This is a genomic window from Elusimicrobiota bacterium (genome assembly GCA_028718185.1).
Classification (GTDB): domain Bacteria; phylum Elusimicrobiota; class UBA8919; order UBA8919; family UBA8919; genus JAQUMH01.
Map to the genome: position 1 here is coordinate 185088 of JAQUMH010000004.1, position 17604 is coordinate 202691.

Annotated in this window: 21 protein-coding genes; all 21 read right to left on the reverse strand. The window is 33.9% G+C overall.

The window, feature by feature from the left end:
* Positions 1-136: 136 nt before the first annotated feature.
* Complete coding sequence (locus tag PHE88_07505; protein MDD5687659.1) at positions 137-835, reverse strand: class I SAM-dependent methyltransferase; 699 nt, start codon at positions 833-835, stop codon at positions 137-139.
* 34 nt (positions 836-869) lie between these two features.
* Entirely contained in the window at positions 870-1925 is a 1056-nt protein-coding gene (gene arsB / locus PHE88_07510; protein MDD5687660.1) for an ACR3 family arsenite efflux transporter, read from the reverse strand.
* Between the two features lie 90 nt (positions 1926-2015).
* Entirely contained in the window at positions 2016-2723 is a 708-nt protein-coding gene (locus PHE88_07515; protein MDD5687661.1) for a cytochrome c biogenesis protein CcdA, read from the reverse strand.
* A 12-nt stretch (positions 2724-2735) separates the two neighbouring features.
* On the reverse strand, positions 2736-3686 hold the full coding sequence (locus PHE88_07520; GenBank protein ID MDD5687662.1) for a permease: 951 nt from the start codon (positions 3684-3686) through the stop codon (positions 2736-2738).
* 27 nt (positions 3687-3713) lie between these two features.
* Positions 3714-4196 carry a thioredoxin family protein gene (locus tag PHE88_07525; GenBank protein ID MDD5687663.1) on the reverse strand — a complete coding sequence of 161 codons (483 nt, stop codon included), beginning with the start codon at positions 4194-4196 and terminating at the stop codon, positions 3714-3716.
* Between the two features lie 75 nt (positions 4197-4271).
* Positions 4272-4505: a thioredoxin family protein gene (locus PHE88_07530; GenBank protein ID MDD5687664.1), complete on the reverse strand. Its 234-nt coding sequence runs from the start codon at positions 4503-4505 to the stop codon at positions 4272-4274.
* 42 nt (positions 4506-4547) lie between these two features.
* Positions 4548-5111, reverse strand: coding sequence for a (Fe-S)-binding protein (locus PHE88_07535; GenBank protein ID MDD5687665.1), 564 nt, complete (start codon positions 5109-5111; stop codon positions 4548-4550).
* Positions 5112-5537, reverse strand: coding sequence for an arsenate reductase ArsC (locus PHE88_07540; protein ID MDD5687666.1), 426 nt, complete (start codon positions 5535-5537; stop codon positions 5112-5114).
* Between the two features lie 151 nt (positions 5538-5688).
* The gene (locus PHE88_07545) at positions 5689-6069 is read right to left on the reverse strand and encodes a metalloregulator ArsR/SmtB family transcription factor (GenBank protein MDD5687667.1); all 381 of its coding nucleotides are present in this window, start codon (positions 6067-6069) and stop codon (positions 5689-5691) included.
* A gap of 197 nt (positions 6070-6266) precedes the next feature.
* Positions 6267-7631, reverse strand: coding sequence for a DUF2142 domain-containing protein (locus PHE88_07550; protein ID MDD5687668.1), 1365 nt, complete (start codon positions 7629-7631; stop codon positions 6267-6269).
* Positions 7632-7639: 8 nt separating this feature from the next.
* On the reverse strand, positions 7640-8515 hold the full coding sequence (gene xerD, locus PHE88_07555) for a site-specific tyrosine recombinase XerD (GenBank protein ID MDD5687669.1): 876 nt from the start codon (positions 8513-8515) through the stop codon (positions 7640-7642).
* Positions 8516-8663: 148 nt separating this feature from the next.
* Entirely contained in the window at positions 8664-9197 is a 534-nt protein-coding gene (locus PHE88_07560; GenBank protein ID MDD5687670.1) for an MBL fold metallo-hydrolase, read from the reverse strand.
* 54 nt (positions 9198-9251) lie between these two features.
* On the reverse strand, positions 9252-9707 hold the full coding sequence (locus PHE88_07565) for a phosphatidylglycerophosphatase A (protein MDD5687671.1): 456 nt from the start codon (positions 9705-9707) through the stop codon (positions 9252-9254).
* A gap of 21 nt (positions 9708-9728) precedes the next feature.
* On the reverse strand, positions 9729-10316 hold the full coding sequence (pgsA, locus tag PHE88_07570; GenBank protein ID MDD5687672.1) for a CDP-diacylglycerol--glycerol-3-phosphate 3-phosphatidyltransferase: 588 nt from the start codon (positions 10314-10316) through the stop codon (positions 9729-9731).
* Positions 10313-10957, reverse strand: coding sequence for a DUF4115 domain-containing protein (locus PHE88_07575; GenBank protein MDD5687673.1), 645 nt, complete (start codon positions 10955-10957; stop codon positions 10313-10315). The genes pgsA and PHE88_07575 overlap by 4 nt, the downstream gene beginning before the upstream one ends.
* Before the next feature lie 89 nt (positions 10958-11046).
* Entirely contained in the window at positions 11047-11712 is a 666-nt protein-coding gene (locus tag PHE88_07580; protein ID MDD5687674.1) for an outer membrane lipoprotein carrier protein LolA, read from the reverse strand.
* Complete coding sequence (locus PHE88_07585; GenBank protein ID MDD5687675.1) at positions 11709-13874, reverse strand: DNA translocase FtsK 4TM domain-containing protein; 2166 nt, start codon at positions 13872-13874, stop codon at positions 11709-11711. Before PHE88_07585 ends, PHE88_07580 begins: the two co-directional genes overlap by 4 nt.
* 166 nt (positions 13875-14040) lie before the next feature.
* A complete protein-coding gene (locus PHE88_07590) occupies positions 14041-14808 on the reverse strand; it encodes an undecaprenyl-diphosphate phosphatase (GenBank protein MDD5687676.1) in 768 nt (255 codons plus the stop codon).
* Between the two features lie 5 nt (positions 14809-14813).
* Positions 14814-15014 carry a winged helix-turn-helix domain-containing protein gene (locus PHE88_07595; protein MDD5687677.1) on the reverse strand — a complete coding sequence of 67 codons (201 nt, stop codon included), beginning with the start codon at positions 15012-15014 and terminating at the stop codon, positions 14814-14816.
* A gap of 67 nt (positions 15015-15081) precedes the next feature.
* The gene (locus PHE88_07600) at positions 15082-15582 is read right to left on the reverse strand and encodes an acetyl-CoA carboxylase, biotin carboxyl carrier protein (protein MDD5687678.1); all 501 of its coding nucleotides are present in this window, start codon (positions 15580-15582) and stop codon (positions 15082-15084) included.
* A complete protein-coding gene (locus PHE88_07605) occupies positions 15498-17564 on the reverse strand; it encodes a polyribonucleotide nucleotidyltransferase (GenBank protein ID MDD5687679.1) in 2067 nt (688 codons plus the stop codon). Before PHE88_07605 ends, PHE88_07600 begins: the two co-directional genes overlap by 85 nt.
* Positions 17565-17604: the final 40 nt, after the last annotated feature.

The following is a 17604-nucleotide window of genomic DNA, read 5'->3' on the forward strand; positions in this document are numbered from 1 at the left end:
GTCATTGCGAATGAAATGAAGCAATCTCGTAGTTTTTACGTATAGATTGCCACGGGCTTTGCCCTCGCAATGACTTTGGCAACAGCATTTAAACAAACACGGGGAATTAGGAAGAAATTATGATGAAGGTTATTACCTACTTTGTTAGTACCATCAGGGAATATCCACCTAATAGCCTGACTGCTATGTCTTTATTTAATTTATACATCATTTTACGCGGTAATCTTGCTAATGCTGACTTAAACGAGGTGGCAGGTAAATCAATAGAACAGGCAGTATAAAAATAATCAAGTATTTCATAACCGGTATCTGCTAATGTGGCTAATGCTGTTTCTTTTGTAAAATAGTGGATATGCCCCACTTTTTGCCGCTCCCTCATTATCGGGAAGCTTCTAAAAACAGATTGAACAGACAGGTTCAACGGAATATGAAATATTTTATATTGACCTTTTTTACGCAAATTTCTTAAAAAGCCAAAATAATCTTCTATATGTTCAAACACATCAATAGCTAAAATTAAATCAAAAAAAGCATTATTGTCCTGGAATATATCTTTTAATAAAAACTGAAGCCTGTCTTTTTTCCTCTGCTGGCATAACTCAAACGCTTGCGGTGATATTTCATAACCTGAAAAAGTTATATTTGTAGGCATCTGAGAATACAGTTGATTAAGTATTTCACCGGCACCACAGCCTACTTCACAGATTGTGTTTGGTTGAATGCAGTTTTTCTCTAAGATTTTAATTATTTGTCCGGCTTTCCAGGGTGAATCCTCGATATGCCATGTCGGATTATTTTTTAAATAATCGCCTTTCTTGTAAATTTCTTCTGTCATAATAATAACGATTTTACTTAATATTTTCTATAAATCAAGATTTTGCCGGTAGAAAATATTTCTTTTTAAAATACAAAGCTAAATTTACTAAGGTAATTAGAACAGGGACTTCTACCAAAGGACCAATTATTGCGGTAAAAGCAACACCTGAATTTATTCCAAAAACAGCAATAGAAACTGCTATCGCCAGTTCAAAATTGTTGCTTGCGGCAGTAAAAGAAAGGGTTGCAGTTTTACAGTAACCTGCACCAATCTTGTTTCCCATGTAAAACGAGACCAGAAACATAATTACAAAATAGAGCAAAAGCGGAATGGCAATCCTTAAAACATCCATGGGTATTTTTACAATATATTCTCCTTTAAGTGAAAACATTACGACTATTGTAAAAAGAAGTGCAATAAGCGTTATCGGGCTTATCCTTGGAATAAATTCCGCATGGTACCACTCTTTACTTTTGATTTTGAGCAATCTGAAACGGGTTATTATTCCTGCTAAAAACGGAATACCGAGATAGATAAAAACACTTTTTGCTATCTGCCCGATAGTTATATTTACAACTGCACCTTTAAGTCCGAACCAACCCGGCAAAATTGTTACAAAAACATAAGCATAAACGGAAAAAAACAGGACCTGAAAAATTGAGTTAAAAGCAACCAGTCCGGCACAATATTCTGTGTCCCCGCAAGCTAAATCATTCCAGACAATTACCATTGCAATACATCTTGCAAGACCAATCATAATAAGTCCGACCATATATTCCGGGTAATTTCTTAAAAATATTATCGCCAGAAGAAACATTAAAACCGGGCCTATGAGCCAGTTTTGAACAAGTGAGAGTATAAGAATTTTGACATCCTTGAAAACATCACCAAGCTCTTCATATTTCACCTTTGCCAAAGGCGGATACATCATAAGGATAAGACCTATTGCTATTGGGATGTTTGTTGTTCCAACCTGAAATTTATCCCAGAAACTAACAATATTCGGATAAAGATATCCTGAAAAAACACCGATACCCATTGCTAAAAATATCCATAATGTCAAATACCTGTCTAAAAATGAAATCCGTTTTATAATCCCTTCTGTCATCGCTGCCTCCAAAAGTGTGGGCTACCCCCCTAGTTTTGTTCTGCAAAACTGTCAAGGGGGTATTTATTTTGCATTCATGTATTTGATAAATTAAAAGGTTTTCTGCAAAAAAATATAAATTCCTGCTAAAACGACAAGTATACCGCAAATTTTCTTTATTATTATTGTGCCTTTAGATTTTTCGTTCCAATCCAGATATTTTTGAACAACCCCTGTAAATGTTCCTGCAAAAACTATTACTGATATATGACCAATCGCATATGCGAAAACAAGTGATACCGCAAATGCAATATTTTTACCTGCTACGGAAAACGCCACACCTAACAGAGGCGCCATAAATGCAAAGGTACAAGGTCCTAAGGCAATGCCGAATATCAATCCCATTACAAAAGCTGCGAACAACCCCTTTTTTGAAAAAGAAACCTGCGCTGAATTATTTAAAAACGGAAGAGAAATCACATCAAGCAGATATAATCCTACTACAAAAAATATTACAGCTACAAAATAATTGCCATAAACACCTACATCACCCAACATTCTGCCAAGCAATCCGGTTAATACTCCAATTACAGCAATTGTTATAAGAATTCCGGTAGAAAACAGCAGCGATATTAAGAAAGCTCTCTTTACAGGAACTTTACCTTGTCCGTTTATAAAACCGACTATCAACGGAATACTCGAAAGATGACACGGGGAAAGAAGAATACTTAATATTCCCCACACAAAAGCAGAAAAAACTGCAATATGCGGACTGGAATGCAGAGCATTTGTGAAATAAATAAATATTTTTTCTATCATTTTTCAAAAAAATCAGATAAGCATGTTGAATAAATAACCCATCAGAATAATCCCGACGGAAACAATACCGACAAAAACAGCAAGCAGTTTTGGTTTTAATACTTTTCTCAGCAGAATCATTTCAGGCAAGCTGAGCCCGGTAACTGCCATCATAAACACAAGCGATGTTCCCATTGCGACACCTGCCCGCGTTAATTCACTGACAAGAGGAATCACTCCCGCGGCATTGGAGTAAAGCGGAACTCCAATCGCAACTGCAATAAGTACTGCAAACGGATTGTCTTTTCCCGCATATTTTGCGAGCGCACCAGCGGGGATCCAACCATGCATGACTGCGCCGATACCTATACCTGCTAAAACATAAATATAAATGGATTTTATCAAATCAACTGTGAATAGATAAGATTCCGACACTCTGTTTTTTAATAATACTTTTTCTAAAGTTACTGCAGAAGCGTCTATTTTTATTTTATAAACATAATCTTCAACATATTTTTCCAGATTCAATTTGCCAATAACAATGCCGCTCACAATTGCAATAATCTCACCCGTTAGTACGTAAATCACTGCGATTTTAAATCCGAAAAGACTGTAAAGAAGACCCAGCGCCACTTCGTTAATCATAGGAGCTGCTACAAGATACGTGAAAGTGACACCCAACGGTATTCCCGCCTCGACAAAACCGATGAATAACGGCACGGCAGAACAAGAGCAGAACGGAGTTACTATGCCCAGCCCGCCTGCCAATAAATGACCGATAAAAGTGCTGCCTTTTTTTTCGGAGAGAATCTTTCGGGTTTTCTCAGGAGGAAAAAAACTTCTTATAAGGGTAATTAAATAGATGATGATAAAAAGGAGAATAAATATTTTAATCGTATCAAAGAAGAAGAAGTTCACTGCCGACCCGATAGAGTTCTCAGGAACAAGATTAATAACCTTATATGTAAACCAATCGACTAATATCTGTAACCAATTAAAAATAAAAGCTCCTTATTTCACGTTGATTTTTACACCATGAGCTCCAAATATCTTTAGTATTTCTTCTTTAGAAAAAAATCCCTCATGCCTGAAAAACTCTTTTTCTTTTTCATCAAGAAAAACCTGAGTAGGTATAAGATTTATTCTGTATTTTTCCACATACGGTCTACCTTCTTGTGTCCATACATCATAAAACACAACTTTTACCTGATTGCCGTATTCTTTTGTTATTTCTTTCATTACAGGTTGCATCATTTTACAAGGGATACAATTCACGGAACCCAGTTCTACAAAAGTAACCATTGTTTTTTGTTTTTCTGATGTTTTATCAACAGGTCTGCCTATCTGTGTTTTTTTTGTTCCGTTTTCAATTCTGACAGTTTGAGCAGGAGTATTTTTTGTTTCATTGATTGGTAACAGTTCATTTTTTTTATTACAACCGGTTAACACAAAACACAATAACATAATATATAATAATTTATTTTTAAATTTCATTTTATTACTCCTTCGTTTTAATGGTTACCCGCAATAGCAGCAATCACTAATATCATTTTTGTCTTTCTTGTTATATTATTTTTTTATCCAGTTTTTTATTTCTTCTTTTGACGGGATTCTTCCGGCTACTTTCACAACCCCATCAATTACAAGTGCAGGTGTTAACATAACACCGTAGTTCATAATATCCTGTATCTTATCCACTTTTACTATTTCTGCTGTTACCCCAAGTTCCCTGACAGATTCTCTCGTTAACTCAGTTAGTTTTTCACACTTAGGACAGCCAGTTCCAAGAATTTCAAGTTTCATAGACTTCCCTCTGTTAGTTCATAAACTATTTTTACCATTAAGTTAGTCATCTTCTTTTAAAAAGATTGAAAGTGTTTTATATCCACATTGTTTCATTAAGTTTAGTAATATATCCCTTTTTTCATTAAATTTTCCGGAAAACAAATCTGCACAAGTCATTATGTGCTTTTCTTCTGCTGCGAGTTTTATTGCAAATGCCGTACAGGTGATTTCACCGCATTTTTTACAATTCGTCAAAGGCATAAGTTTTAAAATGTCAAGTACCGTAAGTTTTTTTCTTCTTTCATAGTTAGGTTTTATAGCGTCCTTTTTGCTATAAGTGTTATTCACTAAATCTCTGAACCAATTTATCAGATTGTCGGCATCCTTTAGGTCAATTACTTTTCCTGCGGAAAGCTGTCTCCCGTGAATTCCTATTAACCTGTCATCTTTTTTAAGGGTTATATTATGTCCGTCATGATTATATATAGCTCCTTCTAAAACACTGTTAAGATACGGCAACACTTCAGATATATCCCTGTCAAGTTCAGATATAAATCTAATTGTTCCCGGTTTTGCTACACAGGGCAAAACACTAATAATCCTTATTTCATTTAAATATGCCATTTAATTTATAGAAATAGATTCAATAAGCTGAATTACATTATCTTTTATTTTATCTCTTATCATTCGGAATCCCGATAGTATCTCTTGTTCTGTTCCCTTAAACTGAGCAGGATCATCTAAATCCCAGTGCAATCTTATTGAGTTTCCGGGAAAATACGGACATTCTTGTCTTGCGCTTTCGCAAAGAGTGATTATGTAATCAAATTTCTGTCCGGTATATTCTTTGACATTCTTTGACTTTTGTTTCGAAATATCTATTCCGATTTCAGCCATAGTTATTATTGCATATTTATTAACATACGTCGGATTTATGCCCGCACTAAATGCCAGAACTTTATTTTTGCCATAAATATTTGCCAACCCTTCTGCCATTTGGCTTCTACAAGAATTTCCAGTACACAAAAAAAGTATTTTTTTAATATTCATTTTTTTACATCACTCTATGTTGATGTTGAGAATTATTTCCACAAAGGTGTCCTTTGGACAACAGACACTAACTAAAATAGTCCTGCATAAATCATTCCGGTAAAAGTCGTCTTTACCTTTACAAGTTATAATCAATAAATATTTTGCTCTTTCATTTGCATCCTTTTCTATTTTGCAGACAACTAACTATTATTTTCCCGTTTTTTCTCAATTTAAGACGTTTTTTCAGTCGTTCACTATCTTTATTAAAATTAGTTTGTGATATTGATTTTAATGTTTTCAGTATATTTTCATGAAACTTACTTTTCGGTTGAATTAATGAATAGAAAACATATCTTCCTTCTTTTTTTTCCTTTACAAGTCCTGCAATTTTGAGTTCCCTCACATGCTTAGAAACATTATACTGTGCCAGCTTAAGCGTATCCATTATTTCACATATACACAACTCGCATTTTGCCTTTAATAAAAGCTGTATTATCCTTATTCTCGTTCTATCTGAAAGTGATTTAAAAGTTCCGATATATTTATCCATAAAGCTCCTTATACTTATGCATATATGCCCATTTGTGCATATTATATAAAAAAATAAATAACTGTCAAGTGAAAAAAGTAATTAAATAAAAATGCGATTGCAGGACTTTGGCCTGTTCATATATGGCACGCCAAGGGCGTGCAACTACAACTTTGAAACAGCCTACAATGTCGCAAATTAAGTTAATAAAAACTGGTTTACAAATAATATCTTTTAACAATTATGATTATTGTGTAGATTAGAGAAAGTAATGAGAAACAGATTATTGCGGGATTACGCCATTTAGAACTAATTCGCATTTTTGTGTTATACAACAACATGAAAAAAAGCAGTGAAATAGATATAAAGTATCTTCCTTGCAGCCCCTGGATTCTCCCCCTTCCAACAGGCGTCCACGTAATATATTGTGACAGGCAGATAAAAAACACATTAAGCATAAATACCAGGAAAATTATTACTTTGTGATTTAAGCTTAGTTTTATATTTTCTCTTATATCTGTTAAAGATACAAAAATCAACATAAAAAAATATGATAATAGAAAAAACCACGACATATCCGTATCTAACCATCCAAGCTGGCCGACAAAATGAGAAATATATTTTTTACTTGATAATGTTTTAACTGCTGCCTCGAGAAAAGCCGTAGGATTATTCAAAACAAAAAGTATTTGCCCGCTAATAGAGATATCGGTTTTCAACGGGACCATCGTATCCTTTATGAGAACATACCAGCCTGCAATAACGGATAAACATAATACCAGTAATACAGTGAAAACAAGAAAATACTTAGTTTTATTACCGATTTTTTTTACCGGAATTAATAAAAATAATATTGCAAGAAGAAAATATATTTGTTTTGTAAGTGCAAGTATCAAAGATAGTAAAAATAAAACAAAAATTCCGGCGGCACCCACCTTATTGTTTTCCCCTAATGCATACTGAAAACATATAGCAATAAGAAGAAACGAGATACCGTTAGTAAATGTATCTGCAGACAAGGATGCTGAAAGAAAGATGGACATTGGCATTAATGCCAATAAAAAAAGCACATATTTTGAAATAGGTATTATTTTAATGGCAAAATAGACAAGCAAAACCCATATGAACAGGTTAAAAAACCTGCCCGCATACATAAGCATTAATGATGAAAAGTTAAATAATCTTCCGATTGAGATGCCAAAAGCCTGCGGAAAGTATGCAACTGGTGAATATCGTATTGTATTTGGAAATTCAACGAATTCTTTTTCTTTTGAGTCAAGAGGTATTTTAGAAGACAAAAGAACTTCATTAATAATTACTTTATTTTCGGGATGAAAAGGAACATTGCCTATAGTTTTATCCACAATTATTTTTAAACTTTTCGGTAAGTATCCCCCGGCTTTTTCTTCCTGTTTTTGTGAAATTACTTTTAATTCTGAAATTTGATATGCACGATAGAAATGTGCCGGTTCATCAGGTGTCTGGAAAGGCGGTGTTATAAACACAAACAACAACCCAAAAATTGCTGAAATAATAAGAAATATTTTTTCAATTGGAATAGTATTATCTTTTTTAAATTCCATTTGCTATATTATCCTCTCGGATGAAATTTATTGTGCTGATTTTTAAGGAATTTTTTGTCAATATGTGTATAGATTTGAGTTGTCGAGATTGATGCGTGTCCTAACATTTCCTGAATCGTACGTAAATCTGCCCCTCTTTCCAGGATATGCGACGCAAAGGAATGTCTTAATGTATGCGGACTTATCTTTTTTGTTATTCCGGCAATTTTTGCATATTTCTTAATAATTTCCCAAACTGAAATTCTTGATATTTTGTTATCAGACGGATTTAGAAAAAGCATTTTATTGTCGGTTTTTTTTCGCTTGTTCAAATAACTATTTATAGATTCAATTGCCTTTGAACCGATTGGAACGATTCTTTCTTTTGAACCTTTACCAAAACATTTAATAAAACCAACCTCAAAATTAACATCCGATATTTTCAGTTCAGTTAGTTCAGATACCCGCATTCCGGTTGCATAAAGCGTTTCTAATATTGCCTTATCCCGTAAACCCTTGATTTTCTTAATATCAGGCGTTGATAAGAGTTTATCGACTTCCTCAATTGACAATGTGTCAGGCAGATATTTCTCTAATCTCGGTGATTTTAACTGTCCTGCCGGATTTTGCTTAATGTATCCTTCAATAAAAAGAAATTTATATAAACTTTTTATTGATTCCTGTTCACGAAAAACTGTCTGTACAGATTTCTTTTCAAGTTTTCTTTCCCATAAATAATCAGTTATATTTTCTTCGGTAACATTAAGAAAATCTAAAAAGTGTTTTTTCAAATAAATAAAATATTTTTCTATGTCCCGTTTATAAGATATAACAGTATTTTTGGCTAGCCCCTTTTCTACCGATATATATGAAATAAAGCTATTAAGTAAATCGTTATGTTCCATAATTTTTGTTAACTATTATGCTACATTTGTCATTGCTAACACATTTGTTATGTTCAGTGTAAACTCTATAAATATCTGTCTTAAAAAATAAGATTGCTTCGTCGTCCCTGCAGGACTCCTCGCAATGACACCCCCTTAGAGAAACTATCTACTCTTGTAAAAACGGATTATTCTTTATTTCTTTTTCAACTGTTGTTTCATATCCATGACCCGGATGAACAATTGTATCCTTTGATAATATAAGAATTTTCTCTTTTATTGATTTTAAGAGTTCGGCAGTATCTCCTCCTTCTAAATCTGTTCGCCCTATAGAACTTAAAAAGAGCGTATCACCTGAAAAAAGATGATTTTCAATTAACATACAAATACCATCTGAAGTATGTCCCGGGGTAAAATAAAACCTTATATTAATTGAGCCAAAAGTTCTTTCTTCACTATCTTTTTCAGGAACAAATACCTTTATATTCATTCTTTCCATTATTATGTGATTTGCACCGATATGGTCAAAATGACTGTGAGTATTTATTATTACAAGAGGTTTTAATTTGTTTCCCTTTATTGCTGATATAATTTTTTCACCTTCATCACCCGGGTCAATAACTACAGCTTCTTTTGTTTTTTCATCAAAAACAACATAGCAATTAGCCTCAAGAAATCCAACGGGTATTTTTAATATCTTCATATCAACTCACAGAACTGACCTGCCTAACGGCATTCAGGCACAAAACTATCTTCTTTAAATGCTAAAGATTTTAATTGTTATTATTACTATTAAATTTGTAATGATTCCGGATAAAATATCATCTGCAAGGATTCCGGCGCTTCCTTTGTATTTTTGTACCGATTTTATGAAGAATGGTTTGACAATATCAAAAAACCTAAATAGAATTACAGTGCTTAATAGAACAAAATATGTTTTGGGCAGAAAAAGAACTGCTATGAAATAACCGATAATTTCATCAATTACAATACGTTTGTCATCTACTATTCCAAATATGTTTTCCGCTTCACCACATACAAAAACAGAAACAAGCAATAGAAAAATAAACACAATATAGAAAACCGGTTTCGGTAATATCCACCAAATCCCTGCTGCCAATATGGTTCCGAAGGTTCCTGGTGCTATTGGAATATATCCGACAAAAAAACCTGTAGCAAAAAACTTAATAAAATATTTCAGCAATTTTTCCATACGGTCTGCCGGCGAGAGTAACTATTGTTTTTCATTGAAAAGATACTTGTGCTTAAAAATATAACTTAAGCCGGAAATCAACGTAAGTATCGTAGTAATAAACATTAAGATAAAAGGTGTGAGCTTAAGCAAGGGATATGCAGTATATTCAATATTAAAATATTTAGCAAGCGCTGAATTTATAACTAAAATAAAAAGTATAAAAACAATCGCTATCATCTGAAATGTTGTCTTAAATTTTCCGGAGAGCGTAGCCGGTATTATTACGTCTTTTGATGCAGCCAGGGACCTTAATCCGGTAATAATGAATTCTCTTGAAATTATCGTTATTACCATCCACGGCGGTATGGATAGTTCTCTTATCTCTACGAATGAAATCAATGCGGCATTAACTAAAAGTTTGTCTGCAAGCGGGTCTATGAATTTTCCAAAATTAGTTATAGTTCCATGTTTCCTGGCTAAATAACCGTCAATTGTATCTGTGATTGAAGCAATACTAAAAATTAACAATGCTATTAACCGCATTAAAAAACTATCATATATCATAAAGTATATGAAAAACGGGACCATTAAAATTCTCGCTAAAGTTATCTTATTCGCTATATTCATGGTAATTTTATTTCTCCTATAAGTTTATCTTTTGAAAGTTCAACCGGTGCACCATTGAAAAATACTGCTATTCCGACCATATTACCTATCCTCAGACTGAACCTTTCACTTGATTCAAATATCTTTACTGTATTAGGCGGCATAATCCCTTCGAAAACCGGATTTTCTCCATCCCTGACTCTAATCCAGACATTTTCAGATGTCCGAATCTCAAGTTGATTTTTTTTAACAGCTTGCTGTTCTACTGTTTCAGTTTTTTCCGATTTTAACAACGGGTAAATAATCTTAAAAAAACCATAAATAAAAACAAGTGAAAATACAAGAATAAACGCTGGCGCTACCTTAAACTTAAATCTCCTGCTATGTGAAGCACAATTAACTTTTACCGAGGTAATTGAAGTTTGTTCTTTTGACGGATTATTCTTTTTATATTCAGCAATTATTTCATCAGTATTAAGACCTAAAGTGTTAGAATAGTTACTAAAAAATCCGAGCTTCATAACTTCTGTCGGAATATCCGCAAATCTATTCTCTTCAATAGCCTTAAGATATTTTACATTGATTAAAGTTTTTGCAGATATTTCTTCTAAAGATAATCCTAATTTTTCACGCTGCTCTTTAAATTTAGATCCTATATCCATAATAGAGTTTTAGAGTTTTAGAGTTTTAGAGTTTTAGAGTTTTAGAGTTAACGCTATAACCCTATAACACTATAACTCTATAACCCGATTTAAAAGGGTGATGTTATTATTTGTACGCCTTTTGGTATTTTGAATCTGAAAAAAGAATCTTTAATACCTTTGTTCGTTTTAATGCCTGATATAACTACTGTCGATGTAATTGTTTCAGTTTTTATCTCCGTTTTTTCCGCAAGATAGCTTTCTTTAGAAACCCAAAGCCTTATTTTTGTGCTTTGCGGCTGCTTTTCTTTTAATTCAAGCAGAATTACATAATATTTTGCAACCGGTTCAGTTCCGTTTTCTATAAGTGAAATATTATAATTCTTCCTAAGGTCAGGAATGGTTGATGTAAAATTAAAAATACCTTTCGGAAAACTACCCTTTTGGGAAAGCGATTTCCAGTCATCAATCATAACCTGATTAAATTCTTTTTGGTAAAAATATATCTTTTTTCCGTCAGATATAACAACTTGTTTTTCAGGTTCTTTATGTTCAATTTTAAACAAGTCCGGTTTTTTAAAAACAGCTTCTCCTAAAATATTTGATTTTTCAAGGGTGATTGTAACTAATATTTCCTGTTTGAAAGAAAACGACAAATCAGCAATTTTAGAATCTGCTTCTTCCATTCTTTTTAATATATCGTCAATATTTTCAGCTAATAAAAAGTATGTATTAGTGGTTAATAAAACAAAAATTATACTTAAAAACTTTTTCATGCTTTTTCTCTTTCTACTGACAGATATTCTTCTATTTTATCTACAAATACTTCCCACCTGTTTGTACCTTCCGGTTTTCTTATAAAACCTTCTACTTCAAGACGACTTAAAACATCTGCTGCGCGACTGCCGAAACCGTTTGTTTTCAGTAAGTCATATGAAATCCTTTTCCTTTCAAGTGCAAGTTCTAATGCTTGTACAAGTTCCTTTTTAGTCTCTTCAGAAGTCTCTTTCTTTTCACTTATCTCAATAGTTTCAAAAATATCTTCGTAATCCGGTTGTGCCTGCTTTTTAATAAATTTTACGACTTTTTCTATTTCTTTTAACGAAACATAATTTCCCTGTAAACGTAATGGTCTTGAATAACCTGTTGGCAGATAAAGCATATCACCTCTTCCAATAAGGTCTTCTGCACCATTAACATCCAACACAACACGGGAATCTGTCTTAGAAAGAACCTGAAAGGCAATTCTTGCAGGCAGATTTCCTTTAATCACACCGGTAATAACATCAACAGACGGTCTCTGTGTTGCAAGAACCAGATGAATTCCGACTGCTCTCGCCATCTGTGCTAAACGCTGGATAGACTCTTCGACTTCTCTTGAAGCAATCAGCATCAAGTCAGCAAGTTCGTCTATAATAACTACAATATAATATTCTTTCTTCCCGCCTTCTTTTTCTATTTTTTCATTATAACCATCAATGTTTCTGACCGATTTTTTTGCAAATGTTTTATAACGATGTTCCATAACTTTTACTAAAAGCCCGAGCGCTTTAGCTGCTTCTTTTGCGTCAGTAATTACTGTTGCCTCGCTTGCTTTTTTACCCGGGACGAAAAGATGCGGAATACCTTCATATACAGGAAGTTCCAACCGCTTCGGATCAATCAATAAGAATTTCAACTCGTCAGGTTTAGTTCTGCAAATTAATGACATTATTATCGAGTTTATGCATACCGATTTTCCGCTGCCTGTAGCGCCTGCTATTAAAAGATGGGGCATTGGTGCAAGGTCATCGCAAAATGGTTCCCCGGAAGTTGTCTTGCCCAGAGCAAACGTCAAAAGTGATTTTGATTCAATAAATTTTTTGGATTTCAGGATTTCCTTTAACCCGACAATCGCTTGTTTTGGATTAGGAATCTCAATACCAACCGCAGATTTTCCCGGAATTGGAGCTAAAACTCTTATGGACTCTGTTTTCATGGAAAGCGAAATGTCATTTGAAAGATTTGTTATTGAACTAACTTTAGTTCCAGGAGCAAGAACAATATCATATCTTGTTATTGAAGGTCCGGGATTTATAGCTTCAACTGTCGCAGTTATGTTGAAATCTGCAAGCGTTTTTATCAGTTTTTCAGCACATTCCCGCAGTTCATCTTCTACTACATGTGTTTCAACCGCTTTTGATTCATCTAAAAGATCAAGCGGCGGAAGTTCATATTTTAACTGTTCATTTACGATTTTCACTTCTTCAGTTTTTCTAACTATTGACGTTTTTTCAGCTGACGTTTTCTCTGCTGCAATTTTCCCGGTTATCTTGGCTATTGGAATTTGTTTTACCGGAACCTGTTTTGTTTCTTCTGTTTTAATTATTACAGGTTTGGGTATCAAGACCTTTTGTGTTGATACTTTAGGAGTTAACTCTTTGGACGTTAACGACCTTTCCGTTGCTTTCTCTTCCGCTTCCCATAATATTTTCTTCTTTTTAGGTTTAAAAATCTTTTTTAACAAATCCATAAAATCTTCAAAAGAAATACCTGTCGTAAGAAACACTGAAATAATTAAAATTCCAAAAGTAACAACCCACCCGCCGAATATTCCAACAATATTATTCAAACCTATCTCTGAATATTTTCCAATAAAACCGCCATAATTATTCGTTGCAGGTGTCGCTAAAGAAAAAATAGTACATATGGACCAGACAACAAATATATCAGAAATAAATTTTACGCTTGTAGAATTAAGTTTTTTATTAAAAATAATTTTTACTCCTAACCATGTAAGAACGATGGGAAATATGTAAGATGCTTGTCCGAATATTCTAAATAGAATTTTTGTCGTGTAACGTCCAAGTAATCCTGAATGCTGCGGGAAAAATAAAAACCACAAAATGAGAATTCCAATAATAAGTAATATTAAACCGCGTATATCGTTCCGTTTCATAAAATAGCACTCGCTTTGCTCGTGCACACGAATTATCACGAATTTTATCCGCTTTTATAGACCTCACAAATTTATTACGAATATTCGTGTTATATTCGTGATTTTTTATTATTCGTGTTTATTCGCGTGTATCGGATTCTGTTCCCGATACAATAAAATTCCGATACTATAAAAATATCAATCCCACAATACCAACTATCCAGAGATAATATGAAAAAAGATGAAATTTCCTGCTAATTAGAATTTTTGACAAAACATAAAGCGACAAAATTCCTGAGAGCATTGCAATAATTCCGCCGGCAAGTATGTCAGTGTTGATAGAAAAATGCTTAAGTTCTAATAATCCCGCACCAAGAATTGCAGGAACCGACAAAAGCATTGAATATTTGAATGCATATTTCCTATTGAATCCTAACAAAAGTGCTGCGGAAATCGTAATTCCTGCCCGTGAAATCCCGGGCATTATTGCAAACCCCTGAAACAGACCAATCAGCAGAAAATCAGATATTTTTGCAGTTGAATAATCTTTATCAATACTGTCCGATTTGGAAAACTTAGATGAAAACCACAGAATTAATCCGGTTAAAATTAACATTACTAAGACAATTCTTGGTTGGGAAAACTTTTCTTCAAAATATTTTTTAAATAAAAGTCCTATGACTGCAGTAGGAACAGAAGCTACTATAATTCCTATTAAAGTTTTTAATCCTTCTTCGCTTTTCCCAAATATTCCTTTAAGGATTTCTAAAATATCATTTCTAAAATAAATCATAACTGCGAAAAGAGTCGCAAAATGCAAAAAAACATCAAACTCAATCTGATTGCCTATATTTAACAATTTTTGAAATATTATAAGATGTCCGCTGGACGATACAGGAAGAAATTCGGTAAGCCCTTGTACGAACCCAAGAAAAATCGATTTAAAAAAAGTCATTATTATTATTTATTTATTGATACTTTGTAACCTTTTGCATATTCAGTTATACTAATCTTACTTTCACGTGCAAGCCAACCGATACCCATATATAAAACAGTATTGGTAATTCCCAATGCCGATTTTAATTTTAATGCTGACACCTCACCGTTCTTTTCAAGATACTTCCAGATATCGCCGGCAGTTAAACCAATTTCTTGCAACATAATACATAACCTCCTTAAACATTTTACTACAACGTTTATGTGCATTTATATACATTCTATCAAATTCTTATACGGGTTTTACCAAAAAAAGCACTTCGCCGCTGGAAATAGATTTTTTATTAACAGCCAGTATTTTTATAATTTTACAACTAAAATCTGCTTTTATTTCATTCATAATTTTCATAGCTTCAATTATGCAAAGAGTTTTTCCCTCTTCCACAACATCACCCACATTGACAAAAGGCGGTTCCCCGTGTTTAGGTGAACAATAAAAAGTTCCTGAAAGCGGCGACTTAATACTTGCCGCATCAGAAATTTCTTCTTTTTCCTGTTCGTGTTCAACAACAACAGGGTGACTGCGCGGTATGATGCTGTCTACTTTTCTCTTAATATGAAATTTGATATTATTAGCATCGAATTCAATTTCAGAAAGTCCTTCAACTTTCATAAAATCATATGCTGAAATAATATCTTCTATTTCTTTTATTTTTTTGCCATTTCTCTCGTTGCCTGCTTCTTGGAGAGGTTGATTCTGCCTTGTTTGTCTATTTCCATTACTTTCACCCATATTTCATCACCTATCTTTAAAACATCCTCCACTTTTTCAACCCGCTGTTCCTCTATCTGCGAAATATGAACTAATCCGTCTTTACCGGGAAGTACTTCAACAAAAGCCCCAAAGTTTGTTATTGAAACAACCTTGCCTTTATATAATTTACCAACCTCAGCGTCCGCAGTAAGATATTCTATCATCTGTTTAGCATGATTTAATGATTTTTCATCTTCTGCTGATATAAATATTTTACCGTCGTCTTCAACATTAACTTCGGCACCAGTTTCACTGATTATCTTCCTTATAGTTTTACCACCGGAACCAATAACATCTTTTATCTTTGAAATACTCACCGTTAAAGTAATCATTTTGGGTGCATAAGATGACATCTCGCTTTTTGGTTTCGATATCGTCTTATCCATAATATCTAATATTTTCAATCTTGCTATCTTTGCTTTTTGAAAAAGTTCTTCAAGAATCTTCATGTCAATAGATTCAATTTTTATATCCATTTGTATAGCTGTAATACCATTCCTGGTTCCTGCAACTTTTAAGTCCATATCTCCAAAATGGTCTTCAAGCCCCTGTATATCAGTTAATATTACATGCTTGTCCCGTTCTATCATAAGACCCATCGCTATTCCTGCAACTGCCGCTTTTATCGGAATTCCGGCATCCATTAGTGCAAGCGAACCGCCACAAACAGTCGCCATTGACGATGAACCATTTGACTCAAGAATATCTGAAACAATTCTTATTGCATATGGGAAAGTTTCTTCTGAAGGTAACACTTTTTCCAGTGATTTTTCCGCAAGAGCTCCGTGACCGATTTCCCGTCTCCCCGGTCCTCTTTCGGGTTTAACTTCTCCAACAGCAAATGACGGGAAATTATAATGAAGCATGAATCTCTTTTTATATTCGCCTGCGAGCTCGTCCATTATCTGCATATCCTGAGGTGTTCCCAGTGTTGCGGTTACCAGTGCCTGTGTCTGTCCGCGTGTAAAAACCGCAGACCCGTGTGTGCGAGGTAATACACTTAACTTACAATCGATAGGTCTTATTTCATCAGGCTTTCTACCATCGGACCGGACACCCATATTTATTATTAAATAACGCGCTACTTCTTTAACCAACTCTTCAATAATTTTCTCAACAATGTTCTCTTTTTCCGGAAAATCCAACTTTGCTGTTGCTTTTATTTCAGCAAGCTTTAATTCCCTGTCTTTTTTTTCATGTATTTTTACCGCTATTTCAATTTTCTCTTTATATTTCCGGGTTATTTCAGATTTTATTGTATTATCAATTTCCAAAGCACCTGTAGTCCTTTTGTTTGTTGCTAAGAATTCTCTTTGGCAATTGATTATTTCAGGTATATATTTAAGCCCGAAATTTATTGCCGACAATATAGTATCTTCATCTATTTCGTTAGGACCACCCTCCATCATTACAATGCCTTTTTCAGTAGCAGAAATTATAAGGTCAACATCAGATAACTCTCTTTGTGAATATGTAGGATTTACAACAAAGTCTCCGTTTATTCTGGCAATCCTAACCGCACCAACGGGTGTTACAAAAGGAATATCCGACTGCATGAGTGCCGCGGAGGCACCTATTACTGACAGCACATCCGAATCATTCTCAATATCTGATGAAAGCAACGTAATTATGATTTGCGTTTCGTAAAAATATCCTTTAGGAAAAAGAGGTCTTATTGTCCTATCAATTATTCTTGAAGTCAATATTTCTTTTTCGCGAGGTCTTCCTTCTCTTTTAAAAAATCCGCCGGGAATTTTCCCTGCGGCATAAGTTCTTTCACGGTAGTCAACAGTAAGCGGCAGAAAATCAACATTTTCTTTTAAAGTTAATGCTGAATTCACTGTCGCCAAAACTATTGTGTCACCGTACTGAACCATCACTGCCCCTGACGATTGTTTTGCTAATTCACCGCTTTTTAATATAAGAGGTTTACCATCAATGCTAATTTTAATTTCTTTCATTTTTTATTTAATCCTTCCACAAATACATTACTGTTTGTGG